Annotated in this window: 18 protein-coding genes; 14 read left to right on the top strand and 4 right to left on the bottom strand. The window is 64.9% G+C overall.

Going from position 1 to position 25,509, the window contains the following annotated elements; genetic code table 11:
• The first annotated feature begins 58 nt into the window (after positions 1-58).
• From coaE to NG696_RS11230, 4 genes are all read left to right on the top strand, one after another.
• A complete protein-coding gene (gene coaE, locus NG696_RS11245; protein ID WP_252568701.1) occupies positions 59-1,273 on the top strand; it encodes a dephospho-CoA kinase in 1,215 nt (404 codons plus the stop codon).
• A gap of 80 nt (positions 1,274-1,353) precedes the next feature.
• Complete coding sequence (gene uvrB / locus NG696_RS11240; RefSeq protein WP_252568700.1) at positions 1,354-3,453, top strand: excinuclease ABC subunit UvrB; 2,100 nt, start codon at positions 1,354-1,356, stop codon at positions 3,451-3,453.
• A 228-nt stretch (positions 3,454-3,681) separates the two neighbouring features.
• Positions 3,682-4,710, top strand: a complete 1,029-nt coding sequence (locus NG696_RS11235) for a TerC family protein (RefSeq protein WP_252568699.1) — start codon at positions 3,682-3,684, stop codon at positions 4,708-4,710.
• A 120-nt stretch (positions 4,711-4,830) separates the two neighbouring features.
• Positions 4,831-6,252 carry an MFS transporter gene (locus NG696_RS11230; RefSeq protein ID WP_252568698.1) on the top strand — a complete coding sequence of 474 codons (1,422 nt, stop codon included), beginning with the start codon at positions 4,831-4,833 and terminating at the stop codon, positions 6,250-6,252.
• Here the strand turns inward: NG696_RS11230 and NG696_RS11225 are convergent.
• The 4 genes from NG696_RS11225 to NG696_RS11210 all read right to left on the bottom strand — a co-directional run bounded on the left by NG696_RS11225 (position 6,238) and on the right by NG696_RS11210 (position 12,080).
• Positions 6,238-7,527 (bottom strand): alpha/beta fold hydrolase, encoded by a 1,290-nt coding sequence (locus tag NG696_RS11225; RefSeq protein WP_252568697.1) that lies wholly within the window; start codon positions 7,525-7,527, stop codon positions 6,238-6,240. The genes NG696_RS11230 and NG696_RS11225 overlap by 15 nt on opposite strands.
• Positions 7,528-7,606: 79 nt before the next feature.
• Positions 7,607-8,107, bottom strand: coding sequence for a GNAT family N-acetyltransferase (locus NG696_RS11220; protein WP_252568696.1), 501 nt, complete (start codon positions 8,105-8,107; stop codon positions 7,607-7,609).
• Positions 8,108-8,151: 44 nt separating this feature from the next.
• Entirely contained in the window at positions 8,152-9,522 is a 1,371-nt protein-coding gene (locus NG696_RS11215) for a CoA transferase (protein ID WP_252575404.1), read from the bottom strand.
• Positions 9,523-9,533: 11 nt separating this feature from the next.
• Complete coding sequence (locus tag NG696_RS11210) at positions 9,534-12,080, bottom strand: DEAD/DEAH box helicase (protein WP_252575403.1); 2,547 nt, start codon at positions 12,078-12,080, stop codon at positions 9,534-9,536.
• 97 nt (positions 12,081-12,177) lie between these two features.
• On the opposite strand from NG696_RS11210, the gene NG696_RS11205 reads away from it, so the two are divergent.
• From NG696_RS11205 to NG696_RS11160, 10 genes are all read left to right on the top strand, one after another.
• Positions 12,178-12,963 (top strand): trans-aconitate 2-methyltransferase, encoded by a 786-nt coding sequence (locus NG696_RS11205; protein ID WP_252565269.1) that lies wholly within the window; start codon positions 12,178-12,180, stop codon positions 12,961-12,963.
• A 148-nt stretch (positions 12,964-13,111) separates the two neighbouring features.
• Positions 13,112-14,857: an ABC transporter ATP-binding protein gene (locus NG696_RS11200; protein ID WP_252575401.1), complete on the top strand. Its 1,746-nt coding sequence runs from the start codon at positions 13,112-13,114 to the stop codon at positions 14,855-14,857.
• Positions 14,854-16,665 (top strand): ABC transporter ATP-binding protein, encoded by a 1,812-nt coding sequence (locus NG696_RS11195; RefSeq protein WP_252565272.1) that lies wholly within the window; start codon positions 14,854-14,856, stop codon positions 16,663-16,665. Before NG696_RS11200 ends, NG696_RS11195 begins: the two co-directional genes overlap by 4 nt.
• A complete protein-coding gene (locus NG696_RS11190) occupies positions 16,662-17,042 on the top strand; it encodes a GntR family transcriptional regulator (protein WP_252565274.1) in 381 nt (126 codons plus the stop codon). The genes NG696_RS11195 and NG696_RS11190 overlap by 4 nt, the downstream gene beginning before the upstream one ends.
• A 48-nt stretch (positions 17,043-17,090) precedes the next feature.
• Positions 17,091-20,018, top strand: a complete 2,928-nt coding sequence (gene uvrA / locus NG696_RS11185) for an excinuclease ABC subunit UvrA (protein ID WP_252575400.1) — start codon at positions 17,091-17,093, stop codon at positions 20,016-20,018.
• Positions 20,019-20,096: 78 nt separating this feature from the next.
• Complete coding sequence (locus NG696_RS11180) at positions 20,097-20,810, top strand: HAD hydrolase-like protein (RefSeq protein ID WP_252575399.1); 714 nt, start codon at positions 20,097-20,099, stop codon at positions 20,808-20,810.
• Complete coding sequence (locus NG696_RS11175; RefSeq protein WP_058932527.1) at positions 20,797-21,465, top strand: lysophospholipid acyltransferase family protein; 669 nt, start codon at positions 20,797-20,799, stop codon at positions 21,463-21,465. Before NG696_RS11180 ends, NG696_RS11175 begins: the two co-directional genes overlap by 14 nt.
• Before the next feature lie 19 nt (positions 21,466-21,484).
• Positions 21,485-23,491 carry an excinuclease ABC subunit UvrC gene (gene uvrC, locus NG696_RS11170; RefSeq protein ID WP_252565280.1) on the top strand — a complete coding sequence of 669 codons (2,007 nt, stop codon included), beginning with the start codon at positions 21,485-21,487 and terminating at the stop codon, positions 23,489-23,491.
• A 72-nt stretch (positions 23,492-23,563) separates the two neighbouring features.
• Positions 23,564-24,487, top strand: a complete 924-nt coding sequence (rapZ, locus tag NG696_RS11165; RefSeq protein WP_252565281.1) for an RNase adapter RapZ — start codon at positions 23,564-23,566, stop codon at positions 24,485-24,487.
• Entirely contained in the window at positions 24,487-25,506 is a 1,020-nt protein-coding gene (locus NG696_RS11160; RefSeq protein ID WP_252565283.1) for a gluconeogenesis factor YvcK family protein, read from the top strand. Before rapZ ends, NG696_RS11160 begins: the two co-directional genes overlap by 1 nt.
• Positions 25,507-25,509: the final 3 nt, after the last annotated feature.

Here is a 25,509-nt window from a genome sequence, read left to right as displayed (position 1 = left end):
AGGGTTCCCTGGCTGAGCGCAGCGAAGTCAGGGAGGCGGTGGGGATTAGGGTGGTGGGATGCTGAAGATCGGTTTGACGGGCGGCATCGCCTCAGGGAAGTCAGTGGTCGCCGCACGCCTGGCGGAGCTCGGCGCGGTGCTGGTGGACGCGGATGCGCTGGCTCGGGACGTCGTTGAACCGGGAACGCCGGGGCTGGCCAGCGTGGTTGAAGCCTTTGGAGCGGACATGCTCGACGGCGGCGGCCGGCTGGATCGGGCCAGGCTGGGTTCCGTGGTGTTCGGCAATCCCTCGCAGCTGGCCGTGCTGAACGGCATTGTGCACCCGCTGGTCCGGGCCGCCGCGGACAGGATCATCGCCACAGCCCCGGGCGGCGCCATTGTGGTCCAGGACATTCCACTGCTCGTGGAGACGGGCCAGGGGAGCGGCTTCCATCTTGTCCTTGTGGTGGACGCGCCCGATGACGTCAGGATCGCCCGGATGCTCGAACACCGCGGCATGACGGCCGAGGATGCCCGGTCACGCATGGCTGCCCAGGCCTCGCGCGAGGCGCGGCTGGCCGCTGCCGACGTCGTGCTGGACAACTCCGGATCACTGGCGGACGTGACGGCGCAGGTGGACCGGCTCTGGGCCGAACGACTGGTGCCGTTCGCGCGCAACCTCCGGCGCAGCGTCAGGGCGGTCAGGGCAGGCATGGCAGTCTTGTCGGTGCCGCAGCAGGATTGGGCGGTCCAGGCTGCACGGCTTGGCGCCCGAATCACGGCCGCAGCACCGGACGACATCCTGGCTGTGGACCATATCGGCTCCACAGCCGTGCCTGGCCTGGCAGCCAAGGACGTCATCGACCTCCAGGTCACGGTGTCCGATCTCAACGCCGCGGACCGGATCGCACCGCTGCTGGCCGCTGCTGGCTTCCCGGCCGTGCAGGGGGTTGGCTTCGACGCTCCGAAACCGACGGATCCGGACCCGGCGCAGTGGCAAAAACGCTTCCACGCCAACGCGGACCCCGGACGCCCCGCCAACGTGCACGTACGGGCGGCCGGATCGTCCGGCTGGCGCTACGCGCTGCTCTTCCGCGACTGGCTCAGGAACGACCCGGAAGCCGCCGCCTTGTATGAAGACCATAAACGCGCGTTGACCGAACAGTTTGCCGGCAGTAGAGGTACCCACGCCTATGCGGAGGCGAAGGAGCCGTGGTTCACGGACGTCGCCTGGCCGCGTATGGACGGTTGGGCCGCGCGCACGGGCTGGGTGCCGCCGTCGTACGCGTCCTGATCCTGTCCGCCCGTTTCGGGTGATGTTCGCCGGTAACTGATCCGGCTTCCACTGTCGGTCCCCGGTTGTAGATTAGATGCATGAGCCTTGCCCAGGAGATCAACCGAGTCGTCGCTCCGTTTGAAGTCATCAGCGAGTTCCAGCCGGCCGGCGACCAGCCTGCCGCCATCACCGAACTCACGGAGCGGATCAGGAACGGCGAAAAGGACGTTGTCCTGCTGGGCGCCACCGGTACCGGCAAGAGCGCCACCACGGCGTGGCTCATCGAACAGGTCCAGCGGCCCACGTTGGTCATGGTGCAGAACAAGACCCTGGCCGCCCAACTCGCCAACGAATTCCGTGAACTCCTGCCCAACAACGCGGTGGAGTACTTCGTTTCTTACTACGACTACTACCAACCTGAGGCCTACGTAGCGCAGACGGACACCTTCATTGAGAAGGACTCGTCCATCAACGAGGAAGTGGAACGGCTCCGCCACTCCGCCACCAATGCGCTGCTGACCCGCCGGGACGTTATTGTGGTGGCCACGGTATCCTGCATCTACGGCCTGGGCACGCCGGAAGAGTACATTGCCGGCATGGTCACGCTCCGCAAAGGGGCGCAGATGAACCGCGACGACCTGCTCCGGAAATTCGTATCCATGCAGTACGCGCGCAACGACATGGACTTCCACCGCGGCACGTTCCGGGTCCGCGGCGACACCGTGGAAATCATCCCGATGTACGAGGAACTCGCCATCCGCATCGAATTCTTCGGAGACGAGATCGAGAACATCCACACTCTCCATCCGCTGACTGGCGAGCTGATCCGGGACGAAGAGGAAATGTACGTCTTCCCGGCCTCGCACTATGTGGCCGGGCCCGAGCGGATGGCCCGGGCCATCAAGCGGATCGAGGACGAACTCGCCGAACGCCTGGCCGTCCTGGAAGGCCAGAACAAGCTGGTGGAAGCCCAGCGGCTCCGGATGCGCACCACCTACGACCTCGAAATGATGCAGCAGATGGGCTTCTGTAACGGCATCGAAAACTACTCGTCGCACATCGACGGCCGTGCCCGCGGGACCGCTCCGCACTGCCTCATCGACTACTTCCCGGACGACTTCCTGCTGGTGATCGACGAATCCCATGTCACCGTGCCGCAGATCGGCGCCATGTACGAGGGCGACATGTCCCGCAAGCGGAACCTCGTGGACTTCGGCTTCCGCCTGCCGTCGGCCATGGACAACCGACCCCTGAAATGGGACGAATTCCTCCAACGCGTGGGCCAGACGGTCTACCTGTCGGCCACTCCCGGCAAGTACGAACTCGGCAAGGCTGACGGTTTTGTGCAGCAGATCATCCGGCCCACCGGACTGATCGACCCTGAGGTTGTGGTCAAGCCCACCAAGGGCCAGATCGATGACCTCCTCGGCGAGATCAAGACCCGCACGGCAAAGAACGAACGCGTCCTGGTCACCACCCTGACCAAGCGAATGGCGGAGGACCTCACCGACTACCTGCTGGGCCACGGCATCAAGGTCGAATACCTGCACTCGGACGTGGACACCCTCCGACGCGTTGAACTGCTCCGGGAACTCCGGATGGGTGTCTTCGACGTCCTGGTGGGCATCAACCTGCTTCGCGAAGGCCTGGACCTGCCCGAGGTCTCCCTGGTGAGCATCCTGGACGCGGACAAGGAAGGCTTCCTGCGCTCGGCGACTTCGCTGATCCAGACCATCGGCCGTGCTGCCCGCAACGTGTCCGGCGAGGTCCACATGTACGCGGACCGCATCACCGACTCCATGGCCAAGGCTATCGACGAGACCAACCGGCGCCGCGCCATCCAGGTTGCCTACAACACGGAACGGGGCATCGATCCGCAGCCGCTGCGGAAGAAGATTGCGGACATTACCGACCAGCTGGCCAAGGAAGACGCCGACACCCAGGAGCTGCTCAACAACAACCGGCTGGCCAAGGGCGCCAAACGTGGCAAGTCTGCGGCAAAGGGCTCGGCACAGCTCCGCAAGGACGGCCTCGCCGCGGCACCGGCCGAAGACCTCGTGGGCCTCATCGAACAACTGACCGAACAGATGCACGGCGCTGCCGCCGAACTCCAGTTCGAGGTGGCCGCGCGGATCCGGGACGAGGTCAGTGACCTTAAGAAGGAGCTCCGCCAGATGCAGTCGGCCGGCCACGCCTAGTCCACCCCCGGGCGCCAAAGGGACGTGGCAGTCGGGGCATGTTTCCGCATGTCGCGACGCCTACTGTACAGTTAATGTCACGTAGGGGAGTATCCCGAGCGCTACGATCGTCAACACGCCAGGCACAGTTGCCTGGCCGGGCGTAGCGGGCCGCCATGTCAGCACCAAGTGCACAGGCTGGCCGGAGAGACTTACACCATTTCTCTGTACCCTGCGAAAGGCTAACCTGTGCCCGAATTACCAGTGTGGTTCGAGGTCGGCTCACTTGTCGTCCTTGGCCTGATCCTCCTCATTGACCTTCTACTGGTCGTCCGTCGCCCCCACGAGCCTTCCATGAAGGAAGCCGGCCTGTGGGTTGCGTTCTACGTCTCCCTGGCCCTGCTGTTCGCCGGGGCCATGTTCTTCTTTACCGGCGCCGAATTCGGCGGCCAGTTCGTGGCCGGCTGGGTCACTGAATACAGCCTCAGCATCGACAACCTGTTTGTCTTCATCATCATCATGGCCCGATTCTCCGTGCCCCGTAAGTACCAGCAGGAAGTCCTGATGGTGGGCATCATCATCGCCCTGATCCTGCGCGGCATCTTCATCCTCCTCGGCGCCATCGTGATCGAGCAGTTCAGCTGGGTGTTCTACATCTTTGGCGCGTTCCTGCTCTGGACCGCCTGGAAGCAGGCCCAGGACGAAGGCGAGGACGAAGAGGACAAGGAAAACCCGCTCATCGCCCGGATCCGCAAGGTCATCCCCATGTCGGAGAAGTTCGACGGCGGCAAGCTGCGCACCACGGTGGACGGCAAGAAGGTCTTCACACCCATGCTGATCGTGTTCATCACCATCGGCCTGACCGACCTCCTGTTCGCAGTGGACTCGATTCCCGCGATCTTCGGCCTGACGCAGAGCCCGTTCATTGTCTTCACCGCCAACCTGTTCGCCCTGATGGGCCTGCGCCAGCTCTATTTCCTGCTGGGTGGCCTGATGAACCGCCTGATCTACCTGAAGCACGCGCTGTCCTTCATCCTGGCGTTCATCGGTGTGAAGCTGGTGCTCCACGCCATGCACGTGAACGAACTGCCGTTCATCAACGGCGGCAACCACATCGAGTGGGCCCCCGAGATTCCGACATTCGTCTCCCTGGCCGTCATCGTGGGCACCATCGTCGTTGCCGTGATTGCCAGCCTCCTGAGCTCCAAGGCAAAGACGGCCCACCTGGACCCCCGCCTCGAGGAAGACGCCAAGAAGAGCCTCAGCGAAGCCGAGTAGGCTGTCTCCGCGTTTTGTTGACGCATCATGCATTTCCACTGATCCCGGCCGCACGGCGGCCGGGATCAGTGGCTTAATCTGCCCCTGTAGGACCTGGCCGCCCAGGACTATGCTCGGACCATGGCCCGCACACTGATCACGGAAAGAGGAGTGCGCCAGGTGCAACGGCGCACCGTGGTGCTGCTGAGCGCGGCCCAGGTTTTCGGTGGCATCGGCACCGGAGCCACGGTTTCGATTGGTTCCATCCTGGCCGTGGAACTTTCCGGTTCCAGCGTGTGGGCGGGTGCCGTGGCCACGGTTATGACATTGGGGGCCGCGCTGACAGCGCTGCCCCTTGCTTCGCTGGCGGACCGGCGGGGCCGTCGGGCCGGGCAGGTCACGGGGCTTTCCGCCGCCCTGGCCGGCACAGTTCTGATAGTGCTGTCGGTGGTGTCCGGCTTGTTCGTCCTCCTGGTGCTGGGGGCGTTGGGCATCGGGGTGGGTACCGCGGCCAGCCTGCAGGCACGCTTCGCCGCCGTCGACCTTGCGGATGCTGAACACCGCGGCAGGGCGCTTTCCGCCGTGGTGTGGGCTGTGACGGTCGGCGCCGTGGCCGGACCCAACCTGATCCAGCCCGGCACCGTGGTGGGCCTGGCACTCGGCCTGCCGCCCGTCGCCGGACCGTTCGTGATCTCCGCAGCCGGACTCCTGCTGGCCATTGTGCTGCTTTTCGCTGGCCTCAGGCCGGACCCGCTCCTGCTCGCGCGGGAAATCGCCGCCCGGGATCTTGCCACTCAGGAACCCGCTGCGCTGGATCTCGACGCCCAGCCAGCTGGCGGGAAAATGCAGGGCACGCCACCACGTACGGCCGACCAGCAAGGCCCCACCACCCGCAACGCAGGCGGGGGCTCACTTGTCCGCGGGCTGCGGGCAATCCGCCAGTCCAGGGCTTCCTGGCTGGCGCTTGCCGCCGTCGTCGGAGCGCACGCCGTGATGGTGGGCGTGATGTCCATGACCCCGCTGCATTTGCAGGAACTCGTGGCCGGACCGGGTGCTTCCCATGCCGGCCACGCCGCCTCCGGCGATGTCCTGGTGATCATCGGCTTCACCATCTCCCTGCATATCGCAGGCATGTTCGCGTTGTCGCCGGTCATGGGCTGGCTGACGGACAAGGCAGGCAGGACTGAGACCATCATGATCGGCTTCGCCACGCTGATCGCTGCCGTCGCCGTCGCAGGGTTTGGCCAGACGTCCACCGTCGCGGTGGCCGTGGGACTTGTCCTGCTGGGCATGGGCTGGTCTGCGGCCACCATTTCCGGGTCCACGCTGCTGGCGGAGAGCGTTAGCCAGGAGTCCCGTGTGGTGGTCCAAGGTGTGTCGGACATGCTGATGGGCGCCGCAGGTGCGGTGGGCGGGGCCACCTCCGGACTGATCCTCAGCTGGGCCGGCTACCTGGGGCTCAACATGGCAGGCGGACTGGTGGGGGCTGCTGTCCTGACCGCCGCCGTCGTTGCCCTGGTGGCGCGCCGCCGCAGCCCGGCGGCCGGCTCAGCTGCCGGCTGAGCCGGCAACCGAGCGCACCATACCCAGCAGCCGCCCGAAAATGGCCTCGCCGTCGTCGGCTATGCCGTCATGGTGGAAGTCGGGTGTCTCCCATGCCTGGAGTCCGCGCACGGCAGCCGCCGTTTCCAGGGACAGATCGCGGTCCACGTAAATATCGTCCCGGTAAACCGCGGCGGCAACCGGCACTCCGTTCGCGGCCAGTTGCGTGTGGTCATAGAGCGGCTTCCAGTCGGTCTTGGCGGCCAGCAGTTGCGCGACCTGCTGCAGCGGCGCCAATGCGGCATCCTGCTCGAAGTACCACGGGTACACCATCTCGCCGGTCAGCAGCAGCGGCTCTGCATCCGGGCGGAATGCCGGATTTTCGTCCAGTACTCGCCAGGCAGCCCAGCCGGTCGCCTGTCCCTGCCCGTAGATGGACTCATGCAGCAGGGCGTACAGCGGGTTCGCCAGGCGGGACACGATGCCCTGGACCTGCTCCAGGAAGGCATCGGAGAGCCTGGTCCCTTGTGGGGTCTCGGTGAAGGCGTCCTCCAGCAGGTAGTGCAGGCCGTCCACGCGCGTGTTTCCGCCCAGGAAGGAGCCCACCATCTGGAACCGTTCCGCCGTGAGCCGGCCGCCGTCGGGAAGGAACTCCTCGGACTGCCGAAGGTGCGATGCGATCGCGTTCACTGTCCGGCGGTCCTCCGGATACCAGCTGAAGTACTCAGTGTTGCGGGCCGCAACCCGCGCGAACGTGGCGCGGTAGACGTCGTCGGGATGGCCGGCGAGCGGCGCAAGTCCGCCCGTGATGAGAGCTTCCTTCAGCCCGTCCGGGGCAAAGGACAGGTACGTCAGCGCGCAGAATCCGCCGTAGCTTTGGCCGTAGATGCTCCAGGGGCCGGAGCCGAGCGCCGCACGGATGAGCTCCGCGTCGGCGACGATGGAATCCGCACGGAAATGCTCAAGGTACGCAGCCTGTGCCACGGCCGTTCCACGCGCCGGCAGCGTGTTCCGGTCAACGGGGGTCGAAAGCCCGGTGCCGCGCTGGTCCAGCATCAGGATCCGGAATTCCCGGGCCGCAGCCTTGCTCCAGCCGCTCAGCGAAGTCAGCCTGTTGCCGCGGCCGCCCGGCCCGCCCTGGAGGAATAGCAGCCAGGGAAGCTGTTCGGCTTCAGCCCCGGTGTGGGCCGACGAGACGTACTCACGTGCGAAGACTGTGATGGTCTCGGGGTCGTCGCCGCTCCCTGGAGCGAAGTGGTCCAAGGGAACGGTGAAGTAGTGCTCAGCGGTGCGCATGCCCCGGAATTCGTGCCGGGCCTTAACAAAATGCGGGACAGGGGTCCGCGTTTGCGTCGTTTGAGAGGAAGCGTCCCGCTCAGCCACGGATGGAAGCTGCCGTTCTGGTGCCAAAGCTCTCCAGCGCGTCGCCGGTCAGCCGGAACGTGGACCAGCCATCCAGGGGACGGGCGCCGAGGCTGCGGTAGAAGTTGATGGACGGTTCGTTCCAGTCCAGGACGCTCCACTCAACCCGGGCGTAGCCTCTCTCGACGGCGGTGGCGGCCAGGTGCTGCAGGAGCGCCTTGCCGTGACCTTCGCCGCGGGCGTGCGGGCTGACGTAGAGGTCTTCAAGGTAGATGCCGTGGACGCCTTCCCAGGTGGAGTAGTTCAGGAACCAGAGAGCGAATCCCTGGACCTCGCCTGCGCTGTTCTCAGCCATCGTGGCAAACACGCGCGGGTTCGCGCCGAACAGGACCTCAGCCAGCATTTCCGGTGTGTTGCGGACCGCGTCCGGTTCCTTCTCGTAGATGGCCAGTTCGTGGATCATCTGCAGAATGGGGGGGACGTCTTGCCGGGTGGCGGGGCGGATTGCACTCATGGTCCGAGTTTACTAGCGGGCCGTGATCCCTACTGCCAGGATCCCTATTGCCAGCGAAGCTGCGATGTCCCGTAGCGGACGGGCCCGTTGCTGTATTCCAGGGGCACGCCGTCCGCCATGATGGGCGGCCCAACATATCGCAGGCGGCCGTAGGGGCTGTCCATCACGCGGAAGTCCGGGTCAGGCAGCGAACCACCGTGACCGGCCACCGCGGGCAGCCGGAACAATTCTTCAGCGGTGCGGGCCAACGAAAGCCGGGCCGCTCCGCCTCGTCCGCTTCGGAGCCGTTCGGCCAGCAAGGCAAGTGCTGCCGCCGCCAGGCCATAACCGGTGGCATGATCCAGTGCCTGCACTGGAAGCGCCCCCGGCTGCCACCCGTCATCAGTCGTGCGGCCATACCGTTCGGCAATGCCGCAAGCGGCCTGTACCAGGCTGTCGAAACCGCGCCGTCCGTTCCAAGGGCCGCCGCTGCCCCAGGCACTGAGGGCGACTATGACGAGGTCGGGCCGGGCATGCAACAGCGCTTCGGGCGCCAGTCCGAAACGGTCCAGCCCGCCGTCGCGGTAACCCGTGACCACCACATCGGCAGACCCAATGAGGCGCCTGACCGCTTCCATAGCGGCAGGATCCCGGAGGTCCGCCTCGGCACTGCGCTTGTTAAAGCCCGAGTCAATGAACACATCGCTCAGCTCCGGAAGCTGGGGCGGGTCGATGCGCAGGACGTCCGCGCCCAGGGCGCCCAGGAGGCGTGTGGCCGTGGGGCCGGCAATGACGCGGGTCAGGTCCAGCACCTTTAGCCCGGCTAAGGGGCGGCGCGGAACTGCCGACGGAACCCACCGGGAGACCTGCGGACGTTCACTGGCTGCCATTGGCGGAAGGGAGATTCTGATCCAGGGCCCGGCACTGGCAGCCGCATGCATCGGTGTTGCGACCCACTCGTCCCGCTTGCGCACGGCAGCAGCGACGCCGTTGTTAGCCGTGATGGCTTCCTCGGCTGCCAGGGACGTCATTCTTAGCAGGGCGTGTTCCACGTCCTGTGGTGTGCTCAGGGAGAGGGCCGACGTCAGCCGGGCTGCGTGGTGGGGGTAGTTGGCGTGCAGGCGGATCCAGCCGTCCGACGTGCGCCGCAAGCCGGACATCGGAGCGAACCCTTCAGGTTTCTCACCCGCGATCCGCAGGTGTCCCAGCGAATCGAACGCCGGCGCGGTGGCTCCGGATGCCAGGGAGTACCTGCCCGGAACGCCAGCAAGCGCGTTCAGCGACGTCGCTGCTGCCTGGACCGCCCCCAAAGCCAGCCCCTCGACGTCCAGCGGGCCCTTCCACCACTGCCGTGGACCGTCGGACGGTGCCACGGGCTGGGCCTTCAGGGCTCCCAAAACCCGAAGACTGCCGGTCAGATCGGGGACGGAGTCCATTCGGTCAGAGCCTAGAGCCGGTTGACGTCGGTGACACGGACCACTGCCGTTCCGGATTCGTTGGAGGCCGCCAGATCTACCTCGGCGGAGATGCCCCAGTCATGGTTGCGCGCCGGATCATCGAAAATCTGCCGGACCTTCCAAAGCCCAGGCTCTTCGGTGATCATAAGCAGTCCGGGACCCCGGGCATCCGGGCCGGTGCCGATGTCGTTGTGTTCGTCGAAGTAGTCGTCCAGGACGTCTTCCCAGCGGTCGGCATCCCAGCCCGCGCCGCCGTCGAGCTCGCCCAGGGCTGCGGCGTTTTCGTCTGCGAACAGTTCCACGCGGCGGAACATCTCGTTGCGGACCATCACGCGGAAGGCACGGATGTTGGACGTCAGCGACGGCGGCGGCGGAGGGGGAGCGTCGTGCGGGGTGGGCATCGCGCCGGACGTCAGCTCCTCCCATTCGTCCAGGAGGCTGGAGTCCACCTGCCGCACCAGTTCGCCAAGCCAGGCGATGAGGTCTTCAAGGTCCTCCCGAAGCATGTCCTGCGGTACGGTCTGGCGCAGCGCCTTGAAGCAGTCGGCGAGGTAGCGCAGCACAATGCCCTCGGAGCGGGCCAGCCCGTAGAACTGGACAAATTCGCCGAAGTTCATGGCACGCTCGTACATGTCGCGGACCACGGACTTGGGCGCCAGTTCAAAGTCGCCCACCCATGGCGCGGCCTTGCGGTAGACCTCGAAGGCTTCGCCCAGGAGTTCGGCGAGCGGCTGCGGATAGGTGACTTCCTCCAGCATGGCCATGCGCTGGTCGTACTCGATGCCGTCAGCCTTCATCGCGGCAATCGCTTCCCCGCGGGCCTTCTTCTGCTGGGCGGAGAGGATCTGGCGGGGCTTTTCGAGGGTCGCCTCGATCACGGACACCACGTCCAGGGCGTACGACGGCGAATCCGGGTCAAGGAGCTCCAGCGCCGCCAGTGCAAACGGCGAGAGTGGCTGGTTCAGGGCAAAGTTGGCCTGCAGATGGACGGTGAGCCGTACTGTCCTGCCGTCATGGCCCTGCTCTTCTGCCGGGATGCGCTCCACCACCTCAGCGGCGAGGAGCTCACGGTAGATTCCCAGGGCTTTTTTCATCAGCCGCAGCTGTGAGGACCGGTTCTCGTGGTTTTCGGTCAGCAGCCGGCGGGCCGCCGTGAACGGGTCGCCGGGCCGTTCCATCAGGTTCATCAGCATCGAATGCGTCACGCTGAAACTGGACGTCAAAGGATCGGGCACAGATTCCACGAGGCGCTTGAAGGTGGGTTCACCCCAGGAGACGAAGCCCTCCGGCGGCTTCTTTTTGACCACCTGGCGGAGCTTCTTCTGGTCGTCACCAAATTTGGCGGTGGCCTTGGCCATCGCCTTCACATTTTCGATGACGTGCTCGGGTGCCTGGACCACCACTGTCCCCGCGGTGTCATACCCGGCGCGGCCGGCCCTTCCGGCAATCTGGTGGAACTCCCGGGAGTTAAGCGGGCGGGTGCGGACGCCGTCGTACTTGCTCAGTGCGGTGAGCAACACGGTGCGGATGGGCACGTTGATCCCCACGCCCAGTGTGTCCGTACCGCAGATCACCTTGAGCAGGCCCGCCTGGGCGAGCTGCTCCACGAGCCTGCGGTACTTCGGCAGCATGCCGGCGTGATGGACCCCGATACCGTGCCGGACCAGCCGGTTGAGCGTCTTGCCGAAGCCTGCGGCGAAACGGAAATTCGCGATCAGCTCCGCGATCTTGTCCTTCTCCTCGCGGGTGCACACGTTGATGCTCATCAGTGTCTGGGCCCGGTCAATGGCCTCGATCTGGCTGAAGTGCACCACATAGACGGGCACCTGGCGCGTGGCGAGGAGTTCCTCGAGTGTTTCGTGGACCGGCGTCTGGTGGTAGTAGTAATGCAGCGGAATGGGGCGCTCGGCTGAACTGACGGTGGTGGTGGGGCGGCCCGTAAGCTCGGTGATGCCAGCCTCGAACCGGCTGACATCACCCAGGGTTGCGGACATCAGAAGGAACTGGGCCTGGGGCAGCTCCAGCAGCGGGACCTGCCAGGCCCAACCACGCTGGGGGTCGGAGTAGAAATGGAATTCGTCCATGATGACCGCACCGAGTTCGGCGTCGGCCCCTTCGCGGAGGGCGATGTTCGCGAGAATTTCCGCTGTGCAGCAGATGATCGGTGCGTTCTGGTTGACGCCGGAGTCCCCCGTGATCATGCCGACGTTTTCTGCACCGAAGATGTCGCACAGGGCAAAGAACTTCTCCGAGACCAGTGCCTTAATGGGTGCGGTGTAGTAACTGCGCTGGCCGCGGGCCATGGCCTGGAAGTGCGCCGCGATGGCCACCAGCGATTTGCCGGAACCGGTAGGGGTGGCGAGGATGACGTTGGCTCCGGTGGCAAGCTCCATGATGGCCTCGTCCTGGGCAGCGTACAGTTCCAGGCCCCGGCTTTCGGTCCACTCCAGGAACTGGGTGTACAGGGCGTCCGGGTCGATGCCTGCGCCGGAGGGGTCTGAGGCGGACAGGACAGGCAGCTGGTCAACGAGTTTCATTGATTTCCAGCTTAGTGCCCAGCCGGTGCCGGATATTCGGGTGGGCCCGGGTTAGGCTCGCGGTACTGCCAGACAGCACCAGGCGATGGAGTTAACTGTGAAGTGGGACCCCGTAAAGTACGTCCAGTTCGGCGACTACCGCGACCGGCCCTTTTTCGACCTTACGGGGCGGATCCAGGCCGACCGGCCAAAGCACGTTGTGGACCTTGGATGTGGTCCGGGAAACCTCACGGCCACCCTCGCCCGGAGATGGCCCGAAACGAAAGTGGTCGGGCTCGATTCGTCCAGAGAAATGCTGAACAAAGCCGCCGCGCACGCAGCCAGGCATACGGGCCTCAGCTTCAAGGTGGCGGATATCGCAAACTGGACACCCCCCGCTGAAACCGACGTGGTGGTCACCAACGCCGCGCTTCAGTGGGTGCCGGGGCATCAGGAGATGCTTGCCGGCTGGCTGGCGGCGCTCAAGCCCGGTGCCTGGTTCGCCATGCAAGTGCCGGGGAACTTCAACGCCCCGTCCCATGCCCTGATGCGGGAACTCGCGGGTTCGGCACGCTGGTCGCCCCAGCTCGACGGCGTACTTCGCGGTGGAGAATCCGTGGGGGAGCCCGCAGACTACCTCAGCATCATGCTGGACGCGGGCTGCACGGCAGACGCCTGGGAAACCACATACCAGCAGGTCCTCACTGGGACGGATCCGGTGCTGGACTGGGTGCGCGGCACGGCGTTGCGCCCGGTCGCGGCGGCACTGTCGGCCGAGGACGGGCACGCCTTTGAAGCGGAGTATGCTGCAGCCCTGGCGGCCGCATACCCGGCAACGGCACATGGCACGGTGTTTCCGTTCCGGCGGATCTTTGCCGTGGCGCAAAAGCAGCCAAGCGCATAAACTCCATTCGCTTGAGGTTCTCTACATAGTCGGTAATGCCTTATGACCAAGAAGAGAATGTGATGCTGGTTACAATGACGACAGCGGCTTCTGGGGATGGCAAATGGCCGGACCCTCATCGGCCTCCCAAATCCGTCCTGGAGGTGCGATGCTTTTCGGCTTGATGACCCGACTGCTGGCTGGCCACAAAGGCGCCGTGACCGCGATCGTTGCTCTCCAGCTTGTCCAGTCCGCAGGCAACCTCCTGCTGCCCACCATCAACGCTGCCATCATCGACGACGGCATCGTTGCGGGGAACACGCCGGAAATCTTCCGCTTGGGCACCGTCATGGTCCTGATAGCTGCGGTCCAGGCGTCGGCAGCCATCGCCGCGGGCTACTTCGGGGCAGTGGTGGCCATGAAGCTCGGGCACCAGCTGCGCGGCGAGGTCTTCACCAGGATCCAGTCGCTTTCATCCCAGGAAATGGCAGCCTTCGGCACGCAAAGCCTCGTTACCAGGGCCACCAACGACACCCAGCAGATCCAGTCGTTCGCCGTCCTGGTCTTCACCATGCTTGTGGCGGCCCCCGTGATGGCCGCCGGGGGCGTCATACTGGCGTGGCAGCAGGACATGGTGCTTTCAAGCGTCGTGATGGTCATCATGCCAATACTTCTGCTCATCATGTATCTCATCGTCCGGCGCCTCGTTCCCCTGTACCGGCAGGGGCAGGAGCTCCTGGACCGCACGGGGGAGCTCTTTCGTGAACAGATCATCGGCGCGAATGTGATCCGCGCCTTCGTCAGGCAGGGACACGAAACACGCCGGTTTGCGAAGACCAACAGCAGCCTCACGGGAAACAACCTTCAGTCGTCGCTGCTCGTGGCCGGCATGCTGCCGCTGATCATGATTGTGGTCAACCTGTCGTCGGTGGCCGTGGTGTGGTTCGGTGGTCACCGGGTTTACGACGGCGGGATGAAGATTGGTGCCCTCACGGCCTTTATCGCGTACATCCTGCAGATTCTCCTGGCAATCATGATGGCCATGTACGTGTTCATGACGGCGCCGCGGGCCGCTGCCTGCGCAGAACGGCTGGGTGCCGTGCTCGACGCAAGACCGTCAGTCCAGGACCACAAGGCGCCCCAAGAGACCCGCCATGGGAGCTCCTTGGAGGGCGGCAGCGTCACTTTCAGGAATGTCAGCTTCTCCTACCCCGGCGCCGAAAATCCGGTACTGGAAGACATCAGCTTCACGGCCCGGCCAGGAACCACTGTTGCCATCGTCGGCTCAACAGGGAGCGGCAAGTCGACACTCCTGAGCCTGGTGCCCCGGTTCCTGGACGCCACAGCCGGAACCATCAGCATCGGCGGCCGGAACATCTGCTCGATGTCCCTGGACGTCCTCCGCCGGACCATGGCGGTGGTGCCACAAATGTCGCACCTTTTCTCCGGAACCATCGCCGACAACCTGCGCGTCGCAGCTCCGGAGGCAACCGAGGGCCAGCTTTGGGAAGCCATGGAGACAGCTCAGGCCGCCGGCTTCGTCCGTGCGCTGCCGCGGGGGATGGGCACGGAGGTCGGGCAAGGCGGAACGAATCTCTCCGGAGGCCAGCGGCAGCGTCTCTGCATAGCGCGGGCCCTCCTGCGGAGGGTCCCCATCTATCTCTTTGACGACAGCTTTTCTGCGCTGGACTTCGCCACCGAGGCCCGGGTCCGGGATGCCCTGGAGATTGCCCTTGAGGGTGCAGTGGTCATTGTCGTGGCGGAACGGATCTCCACCGCTGCCGGAGCCGGCCAGATCCTGGTGCTCGACGACGGCCGGCTGGTTGCACAGGGAACACACCTGCAACTGCTGGAGACGTCTGCCACCTACCGGGAAATCGCCGAGTCCCAACTGGCGCTGGACGACGCGCCATGACCGCTTCGCCTGGCGCCGGGGCGTCCGAAGGGTTCTGGCCCACAGCGCGCCGGGTCCTCGCGTTGCTGCGCCCGTCCAGGGGGCGGATGCTGGGTGCAGTTGCGGCCACCTGCGCTTTTGTTGCCCTTAACGTCGCGGCGCCGAACTACCTTGGTGATGCCACCGATGTGGTGGTGGATGGGGTCTACAGCGGAGCGCTCGACGGGCAGCGCCTGGGACTCCTGCTGGCCGCCGTTGCCGCGATGTACATCGGCGCTTCGCTGTTCAACTGGATCCAGGGAGCGCTGACGGCCAGCGCGGTTCACGGCCTGATGTACCGCCTCCGGGCATCGGTTCAAGACAAGCTGCACCGGCTTCCTTCCACGTACTTCCAAGAGCAGTCCAGGGGTGATGTCCTGAGCCGCGTCACCAATGACATCGACAATATTTCGCAAGCGCTCAGCCAGGTCCTCACGCAGCTGATCATGTCTGTCCTGATGCTGTGCGGTGCCTTGGCCATGATGCTGTGGATCTCGCCGCTCCTGGCCCTGATCGCGCTTGTTTCGGTGCCCTTGTCCACCCTTATCACCGTTATGGTGGCCCGGAAGTCCCAAGCGCATTTTGCCCGCCAGTGGACCGAAACGGGTGAGTTGAACGCGCACGTGGAGGAGTTTGTCACCGGGCACGAGGTTATTAAGGCCTTCGGGTACCAGGACCAGGCAGCGGCAGTCTTCAAGGCAAGCAACGACCGCCTGGCCCGGGCATCCGCACGGGCCCAGTATTCATCCGGCATTGTCCAGCCGTTGATGGTCCTTATCGCCAATATCAACTACATCGCGGTGGCGGTGGTGGGGGCGCTCCAGGTCACCATGGGGGCCATGACCATCGGCGGGATCCAGGCGTTCATCCAGTTCAGCCGGCTTTTCACCCAGCCTGTGGGCCAGATCGGCGGCATGCTCAACGTCATCCAGTCCTGCGTGGCTTCGGCACGCCGTGTGTTCGACCTGCTCGACTCCGCGGAGATACCTGCCGAGACCGAAAGTGACGGTCACAAACCCGGTCAGGGAGGGCGGATTGTGTTCAGTGATGTCACCTTTGGCTATGCCCGGGCTGACCCTGTGGTCCGTGGACTGTCGTTCACGGTGGAACCGGGCCGGACGGTCGCGATTGTCGGGCACACGGGCGCCGGCAAGACCACCGTTGTCAACCTACTCATGCGGTTCTACGAGGTCGACGCCGGCAGGATCACCATCGGGGGTACCGACATTGCTGACATTCCGCGGGACGTCCTGCGCAAGGGATTCGGCGTGGTGCTGCAGGATGCCTGGCTGTTTTCCGGCACCATCAGGGAGAACATCGAATACGGCCGGCCAGGAGCCACGGCTGCGGAGATCACTGCGGCAGCCGAGGCGAGCCACGTGGACCACCTCATCAGGTCGCTGCCGGCCGGCTACGACACGATGCTGGGCAACGGGGGAGAGCCGCTCAGCCAGGGCCAGCGCCAGCTGATCGCTATCGCCCGGGCGCAGTTGGCGGACCGCACTGTGCTGGTCCTGGATGAGGCCACCAGTTCAGTGGATTCCCGGACCGAGGTCCTGATCCGCCAGGCCATGCAGCGGTTGCGCCGTGGAAAAACAAGCTTTGTGATCGCCCACCGTTTGTCCACGGTCCGGGACGCTGATCTAATTCTGGTCATGGACCACGGACGCATTGCAGAGCAGGGAACCCATCGAAGCCTCCTGGCGGCCAACGGCCGCTATGCACGGCTCTACAACGCCCAGTTCGCCGGACGCCCGGGCCGCGCCGGCACGTTGGAGGCCGGACGATGACAACAGCGGGTCCGTTCCCCGGAACCTGGAAGCCCAACCAGTCCAGCACGGTGGCATTGTTTGAGCAGCTGCGCCTGCATGTGATCCGTCTTGCGGACAGCGGGGCCCTTCCGCCGGGAACCAAGCTGCCGGCGGTGCGGACCATGGCGGGGCTGCTCGACGTCGCGCCCCACACGGTGGCCAGGGCGTACAAGGAGTTGGAGGCGGCCGGTGTCGTGGCCACAAAGGGCAGGAACGGCACCGTGGTGTGCGCGCGTGATGAGCGGGCGGATGCGCTCTCCCTGGCCGCCAACTCCTATGCGTCAGTGGCCAAGGCCCAAGGTGCCAGCTTTGCGGAAGCAGTCCAGCTGCTGGCTGCAGCCTACGACGCCGACTAGCCGGACCCCGCATGGATATTCGAAGAAGTTTTCGATTAGCATTAGTGGGTGCCTAAAGCCGTAGCTGAAGAAACAGCAGTCGAATCCGTCCCCGTCGCCGTTCCCCAGGCCCCAGCCACGCCTGCCCGGCCAGACCTCTCCCGCCTTGTGGTCAAAGGGGCGCGCGAGCATAACCTGCGCAACGTGGACTTGGATCTGCCCCGTGATGCCATGATCGTTTTCACCGGGCTGTCCGGTTCCGGGAAGTCGTCCCTGGCGTTCGACACAATCTTCGCCGAGGGCCAGCGGCGCTACGTTGAGTCCCTGTCGGCCTATGCCCGCCAGTTCCTCGGCCAGGTGGACAAGCCGGACGTCGATTTCATCGAGGGGCTCTCGCCGGCGGTATCGATTGACCAGAAGTCCACCAGCAAGAACCCCCGGTCCACGGTTGGCACCATCACCGAAATTTATGACTACATGCGATTGCTGTGGGCACGCGTGGGACGGCCGCATTGCCCGGTCTGTGGCGAGGTTGTGGCCCGGCAGACTCCGCAGCAGATCGTGGACCAGTTGCTTGAGCTTGACGAAGGCACACGCTTCCAGGTCTTGGCGCCTGTGGTGCGGGGGCGTAAGGGCGAGTTCGTGGACCTCTTCAAGGAGCTGACCGCCAAGGGCTATTCGCGTGCCCGGGTGGATGGTGAGCTGATCCAGCTGAGCGAGCCGCCCAAACTCGGCAAGCAGTTCAAGCACACGATTGAGGTGGTGGTGGACCGCCTGGTGGTTAAGGAGGGCATCAGCCAGCGCCTCACGGACTCCGTTGAAACGGCGCTTGGCCTGGCCGAAGGCCGGGTGCTGGCCGAGTTCGTCGATCTGGACGCAGACGCGCCGGGACGGCTGCGGGCATTTTCCGAGAACCTCGCCTGCCCTAACGAACATCCCCTGGCCATCGATGAAATCGAGCCGCGGTCCTTCTCCTTCAACAACCCTTTCGGCGCCTGTTCCGCGTGCAGCGGCATCGGTACACGGCTCGAGGTTGACGAAGAACTGATCATTCCGAATCCTGAGCTGTCGTTGTCCGAGGGCGCCATCGCGCCATGGTCACTTGGCACCGCAACAACCGAGTATTGGAACCGCCTGCTCGAAGGGCTGTCCAAGGAGCTTGGCTTCTCCATGGACACACCCTGGGAAAAGCTGGGCAACGACGTCCGCCACACCGTCCTGCACGGCAAGGACCACAAGGTGGTTGTGCAGTACAAGAACCGCTTCGGACGGGAACGTAAATACAGTACCGGCTTCGAAGGTGCCATCCAGTACGTCCACCGCAAGCACGGCGAGACGGACTCCGAATGGGCCCGCGACCGCTACGAAGAGTACATGCGGCAGATCGCTTGCCCCGCGTGCAATGGCGCGAGGCTCAACCCCGCCTCGCTGTCCGTCCTGATCAACGGCAAGTCCATCGCCGATGTCGCGGCCATGCCCATGCGCGTTTGCGCGGACTTCCTGAACAACTTGGTCCTCACCGGCCGCGAGGCCCAGATCGCCCACCAGGTGCTCAAGGAAATACAGGCCCGGCTGACCTTCCTGCTCGACGTCGGGCTGGAATACCTGAATCTCGAGCGCCCCTCCGCTACCTTGTCCGGCGGCGAAGCGCAGCGAATCCGGCTCGCCACCCAGATCGGTTCCGGTCTCGTGGGCGTCCTTTACGTCCTGGACGAGCCCTCCATCGGCCTCCACCAGCGCGACAACCGCCGGCTTATTGACACCCTGACCCGGCTCCGCGACATGGGCAACACGCTTATCGTTGTGGAGCACGATGAGGACACCATCCAGGTGGCGGACTGGATCGTGGACATCGGGCCCGGCGCAGGCGAGCACGGCGGCCAGGTGGTGCACTCGGGTTCGTACCAGGATCTCCTGGCCAACACCAACTCACTGACCGGCGATTACCTGTCCGGCCGCAAGAAGATCGACATCCCCAAGAAGCGGCGCAAATACGACAAAAAGCGTGAGCTGAAGGTCGTCGGGGCGCGTGAAAACAACCTGGTCAACGTTGATGCAGCCTTCCCCCTGGGCCTGTTCACCGCCGTGACCGGCGTCAGCGGCTCCGGCAAATCCACCCTGGTCAACGAGATCCTCTACAAGGTGCTGGCCAACAAGCTCAACGGCGCCAAACAGGTGGCCGGACGCCACAAGAGCATCATGGGCCTGGAGCACCTGGACAAGGTGGTGCACGTGGACCAGAGCCCTATCGGTCGCACCCCACGCTCCAACCCGGCCACGTACACCGGCGTCTTTGACAACATCCGCAAGCTCTTCGCCGAGACCACCGAGGCCAAGGTCCGTGGCTACCTGCCAGGCCGGTTCTCCTTCAACGTCAAGGGCGGGCGCTGCGAAGCCTGCGCAGGTGACGGCACGCTGAAGATCGAAATGAACTTCCTGCCGGACGTCTACGTGCCCTGCGAGGTGTGCCACGGCGCACGGTACAACCGCGAAACCCTCGAAGTCCACTACAAGGGCAAGACCATTGCGGATGTGCTCAACATGCCCATCGAAGAAGGTGCGGAGTTCTTCGCTGCCTTCTCCCCGATCGCCCGGCACCTGAACACCCTCGTGGACGTGGGTCTCGGCTACGTACGGCTGGGACAGCCGGCAACCACCCTCTCCGGCGGCGAGGCCCAGCGTGTCAAGCTCGCCGCGGAACTGCAGAAGCGCTCCAACGGACGCAGTGTGTATGTTCTCGACGAGCCCACCACGGGCCTGCACTTCGAGGACATCCGCAAGCTCCTGATGGTCCTCCAAAGTCTGGTGGACAAGGGCAACACGGTGATCACCATCGAACACAACTTGGACGTCATCAAGAGCGCCGACTGGATCGTAGATCTTGGCCCGGACGGCGGTTCGGGCGGCGGCCAGATCGTGGCAACCGGCACGCCCGAGCAGGTATCGAAATCCACCAAGGGCCACACGGCATCCTTCCTCGCGGAAATACTGGGCTAAGCGGTTGGCCTCCGATGACGTATGCCGTGTCGGGCATGCGAGTTTCAGGCATGCTCGGTGTCGTGAGAAACTAAGCCGGTGACTCAAACAACAGTGCCCGTGATCTTTGACCTGGACGGCACTCTTGTCGATCCGGCCGGCGGAATATCCGGCGGAATCGCAGCAGCCCTTGCCGCCGCAGGTCTGCCGGTTCCTGGCCAGGACGTCCTGAACTCGATGATCGGCCCCAAACTCAGCGACGCACTCCAGAGTGTCTGCAAGGTTCCGGCCGAGATGCTTGACGAGGTCATCCGGACGTACCGGCAGTACTACCTGGCCACTGGGATAGCCCAGAGCCGGCTGTACCCCGGGATCAGGGAAGCGCTGGAGACCTTCGCGGCCGAAGGCAGGCCAGTGGCCGTCGCCACGCAGAAGCCCGAAGGGCTGGCCCAGATCGTGCTGCGCCACCACGGGATCGCCAACCTGTTCCAGTCCATCAGGGGTTCGGCAGACAACGAATCGTCAACGGAAGGTCCGGTGGGGAAGGCAGATATCATCGCCGCGGCCCTGACGGACCTCTCCACGCAGCACGCCGTTATGGTGGGTGACCGCGCCCAGGATGTGGCGGGAGCCGTCGCGAACGGGCTTGACTGCATCGGCGTGGGCTGGGGTTTCGCTCCCGTCGGCGAACTCGAGGAAGCCGGGGCCGTCACCGTGGTGGATACCACCGCGGGCATGGTTGCCGCCATCGGGCGCCTCGAAGCCATCCACGCTGCCGCGATGAGTGAGGTGCGCAACGATGGCGCTGTTTGAGGCGGTCCGCTGGACATTTCGCGGGCTCGTCGCGGGCACGTGCCGGCCCACCGTCGTCGGCCTTGAAAACGTCCCGAAAGAGGGGCCCTTCATTGTGGCCCCGAACCATCTTTCCTTCTTTGACAGCGTCATTGTCCAGGCACTGATGCCGCGGCCCGTGGCCTTCTTTGCCAAAGCCGAGTACTTCACCACGGGTGGCGTGAAGGGCAAGGTCATGAAATCTTTCTTCGAGTCCGTGGGCTCCATCCCCGTGGAGCGCGGCGAGCAGGCAGCAAGCGTCCAGGCGCTCAAAACCCTCCTGGACATCCTCGAAGCGGGCAAAGGCATCGGCATCTACCCGGAGGGCACGCGCTCACGGGACGGCATCCTCTATCGCGGGCGCACCGGCGTGGGCTGGCTTGCACTGGCAACCGGAGCTCCCGTGATCCCGGTTGGACTGATCGGGACGGAGAACCTGCAGCCCGCGGGTGAGAAGGGCTTTAAGCCACACCACTTCACCATGAAAGTGGGGGAGCCGCTGTACTTCGATAAAACTGGCCCGGATCATTCGCTGCCGGCGCGGCGGCAGGTAACGGACCGCATCATGGATGCGATCGCCGAACTCAGCGGCCAGGAACGCTCCACCAGCTACAACCAGAGCAAGGCCGCGGACTAGGCGTTAGTAGAATGAAGTAGTGGCAGATCCAGCAAGTTACAGGCCCCAGACGGGTGAAATTCCCACCAATCCCGGGGTGTACCGGTTCCGCGATCCCCACGGCCGGGTCATCTACGTCGGCAAGGCCAAGAGCCTTCGCTCGCGCCTGAACTCCTACTTTGCGAACCCGGCGGGCCTGCTGCCCAAAACCCACGCAATGGTTCACACGGCCAGCAGTGTCGAGTGGACAGTGGTGGGCAGCGAGTTGGAGTCGCTGCAGCTTGAGTACACCTGGATCAAGGAATACAAGCCACGCTTCAACGTGGTCTTCCGCGACGACAAAACGTATCCGTACCTGGCCCTCACCATGAGCGAGAAGCTCCCCAGGGTTCAGGTCATGCGGGGGGACCGCCGCAAGGGAACCCGGTACTTCGGCCCGTACACGGCCGGCGCGATCCGGGAAACCATGGACACCTTGCTGCGGGTTTTTCCCGTCCGCAGCTGCAGCGCCGGGGTCCTCAAACGGGCCCAGGCGAGCGGCCGACCCTGCCTGCTAGGCTACATCGACAAATGCTCCGCCCCGTGTGTTGGCCGGGTGACTCCCGAGGAACACCGGGCCCTGGCGGAGGACTTCTGCGCGTTTATGGGCGGCGAGGCCAAACGCTTCATCACCAAGCTCGAAAAGGAGATGGCCGACGCCGTCGGAACCCTCGACTACGAGCGTGCGGCGAGGCTCCGTGATGACATCTCCGCCCTGCGGAAGGTCTTTGAACGGAACGCCGTGGTGCTCGCCGACGATACCGACGCCGATGTCTTCGCGCTGCACGAGGACGAGTTGGAAGCCGCCGTCCAGGTGTTCCACGTCAGGGGTGGCCGGATCCGTGGCCAGCGCGGCTGGGTGGTGGAAAAAGTGGAGGACGCCACCACCCCGGATCTCGTGGAACACCTGCTGCAGCAGGTCTACGGCGACGACGGCGACAGCCATGGCAGGCTGCCCCGCGAAGTCCTGGTGCCCGTGGAACCAAGCAACGCTGCGGAACTGACGGAATGGCTCGGCGGCCTGCGGGGAGCCAAGGTGGATGTCAGGGTGCCGCAGCGCGGCGACAAGGCCGCGCTGATGTCCACCGTCCGTGAAAACGCCGAGCACGCACTCAAACTGCATAAGACCCGCCGCGCCGGGGACCTCACCGTGCGCTCCCAGGCACTGCAGGAGCTGCAGGAAGCCCTGGACCTGCCCGTGGCCCTCCTGCGGATCGAATGCTACGACGTCTCCCACGTCCAGGGCACCAACGTTGTGGCGTCCATGGTGGTGGTCGAGGACGGGCTGCCCAAGAAGTCCGATTACCGGAAGTTCTCCGTCACCGGGGCCGCCGCTGCAGACGACACCGCCGCCATGCACGATGTCCTGACGCGGCGCTTCCGGCATTACCTGCAGGACAAGTCGGCGCAGGTCGAGGCGTCCGCCCTGCCCGGGCACCAAGCCGCCTTGGAAGCAGCCGCCGATGCCGCGGTCCTGGACACCACTACGGCCGCGCCGCGGGCAAAATTCGCGTACCCGCCCAACCTGGTGGTGGTCGACGGCGGCAAGCCCCAGGTGAACGCCGCAGCCCGGGCCTTGGCGGACCTTTGCATTGAGGATGTCTACGTGGTGGGCCTGGCCAAACGCCTTGAGGAAGTCTGGCTGCCGGACAGCGACTTCCCCGTGATCCTGCCCAGGACGTCCCAGGGCCTCTATCTGCTGCAGCGGATCCGCGACGAAGCCCACCGTTTCGCCATCACCTTCCACCGGCAGAAGCGCGGCAAGGCCATGACCGTCTCGGCGCTGGACGGAGTGCCGGGCCTTGGCGAGTCCAAACGCAAGGCCCTGCTCACCCACTTCGGGTCCGTCAAAGGCGTGAAAGCCGCCACCGCGGCCGAGCTCACGGAGGCCAAGGGCATTGGACCATCCCTTGCCAACGCCATCGTGGCCCACTTCAGCGGCGACGACACGGCCGGCGATGCGCTTCCGGCCGTGAATATGGCCACCGGCGAAATCATTGAAACCTAGGTAGGGTAAGGAACGCAGGTTTCCGTCATTGCGGGTGCCTGCCTTCATCTGGACAGAAACGGGGCGGAACGAATGGCAGACTCTACGGCGGAATCCGGGACGGAGCAGGACGGGCTGACGCCGGTCAAGCCCCTCGAAGCGGAACTGCTGGTGGTCACCGGTATGTCAGGGGCGGGACGCAGCACCGCCGCGGACGCACTTGAGGACCATGGCTGGTATGTCGTGGAAAACCTGCCGCCGCAGATGCTCGGCACCCTGGCCGAGATTGTCTCCCACGCGCCGCAGTCCATTCCGCGGCTGGCCGTGGTGATGGATGTCCGCAGCAAAGGCCTCTTTGTCGACGTCCGTGCGGCCCTGGGGGCCCTCGCCGCCAGTGGTGTCAAGTTCCGGGTCCTTTTCCTCGACGCCAACGACGACGTCCTGGTCCGCCGGTTCGAGCAGGGCCGCAGGCCCCATCCGCTCCAGGAAGGCGGCCGCATCCTCGACGGCATTGCAGCCGAACGGGAGGTGCTCAAGGAACTGCGCGACAGCTCCGACGTCGTACTGGATACCTCGACCTACAATGTCCACGCCCTGGCTACCGCCATCACGGAACTCTTTAGCGAGACCGGCCCGGTGGCACTGCGGCTCAACGTCATGAGCTTTGGCTTCAAGTACGGCCTGCCGGTGGATTCCAACTACGTTGCTGACGTCCGGTTCATCCCGAATCCGCACTGGGTCCCGCAGCTGCGCCCGCATACGGGCCTGGACAAGGATGTCAGCGATTACGTCCTCGAGGCGGAAGGTGTTAAGAACTTCGTGGACCGCTATGTCCTGGCGCTTGAGCCCGTCCTGGACGGCTACCGGCGCGAAAACAAGCACTACGCCACCATCGCCGTCGGCTGTACCGGCGGCAAGCACCGGTCCGTGGCAGTCGCCGTCGAGCTTTCCAAGAAACTGGCACAGTATCCGCGCGTGACCGTGACCACCACCCATCGGGATCTGGGCCGCGAGTAATGGGGATGTTCACCGGGCCCCTCCCGCTCGTACCGGTTTCCAGCGGAACGGCAGCCGGCCAGCAGGACAAGGGCCCCAACGTCGTGGCGCTCGGCGGCGGGCACGGACTATCCGCTTCGCTCTCGGCGCTGCGGCTGCTCACCTCCGAGCTGACCGCCATTGTCACTGTGGCGGACGACGGCGGGTCTTCAGGGCGTCTGCGCGACGAGTACGGCGTCCTGCCGCCCGGAGACCTGCGCATGGCGCTCTCCGCCTTGTGCGATGACACGGACTGGGGACGCACCTGGCGCGACGTGATGCAGCACCGTTTCCGGCCGGGCCAGGGCAGCGGTGGATCGCTGGACGAGCATGCAATGGGCAACCTGCTCATCGTCACTCTTTGGGAGCTGCTGGGCGACACCGTGGCTGGCCTGAAGTGGGCCGGCGCACTGCTCGGTGCCCGTGGACAGGTCCTGCCCATGTCCACCGTTCCGCTAACCATTGAAGGTGACATCCGCGTCACTGCACCTGACGGCACATCGGCGCTCCAGACAATCCGCGGACAGGCCAGATGCGCGGTTGCCGGCTCGCTGGAACACGTCCGGCTCCTGCCCGAACAGGCGCCGGCCTGCGTTGAAGCCCTGACAGCCATCGAACTGGCTGACTGGGTCATCCTGGGGCCGGGATCCTGGTACACGTCCGTGCTGCCGCACCTGCTGCTCCCGGAAATGCGTGCCGCCCTGAGTGCCACAGCCGCAAAACGCTGCCTCACCATGAACCTGGCGACGGACACCAAGGAGACCACGGGCATGTCGGCGGCGGACCACCTGTACGCACTGCGCCGGTATGCGCCGGACTTCAGCGTTGACGTTGTCCTGGCGGATCCCGCGTCGGTGCAGGACCGGCAGGAGTTCGAGAAAGCCGCCGGGATGATCGGCGCCGAGGTTGTCTTGGGTAAAGTGGGGGCGTCGGGCCGCCGACCCGTCCATGACCCCCTGCGTCTGGCAGCGGCGTACCACGACATTTTTGGGAACAGTTAGGAA

Source organism: Pseudarthrobacter cellobiosi (assembly GCF_023913755.1).
Taxonomy (GTDB): Bacteria; Actinomycetota; Actinomycetes; order Actinomycetales; family Micrococcaceae; genus Arthrobacter; species Arthrobacter cellobiosi.
The sequence above is the reverse complement of the archived record's forward strand: the minus strand, read 5'-3'. Positions and strand labels throughout refer to the sequence as shown.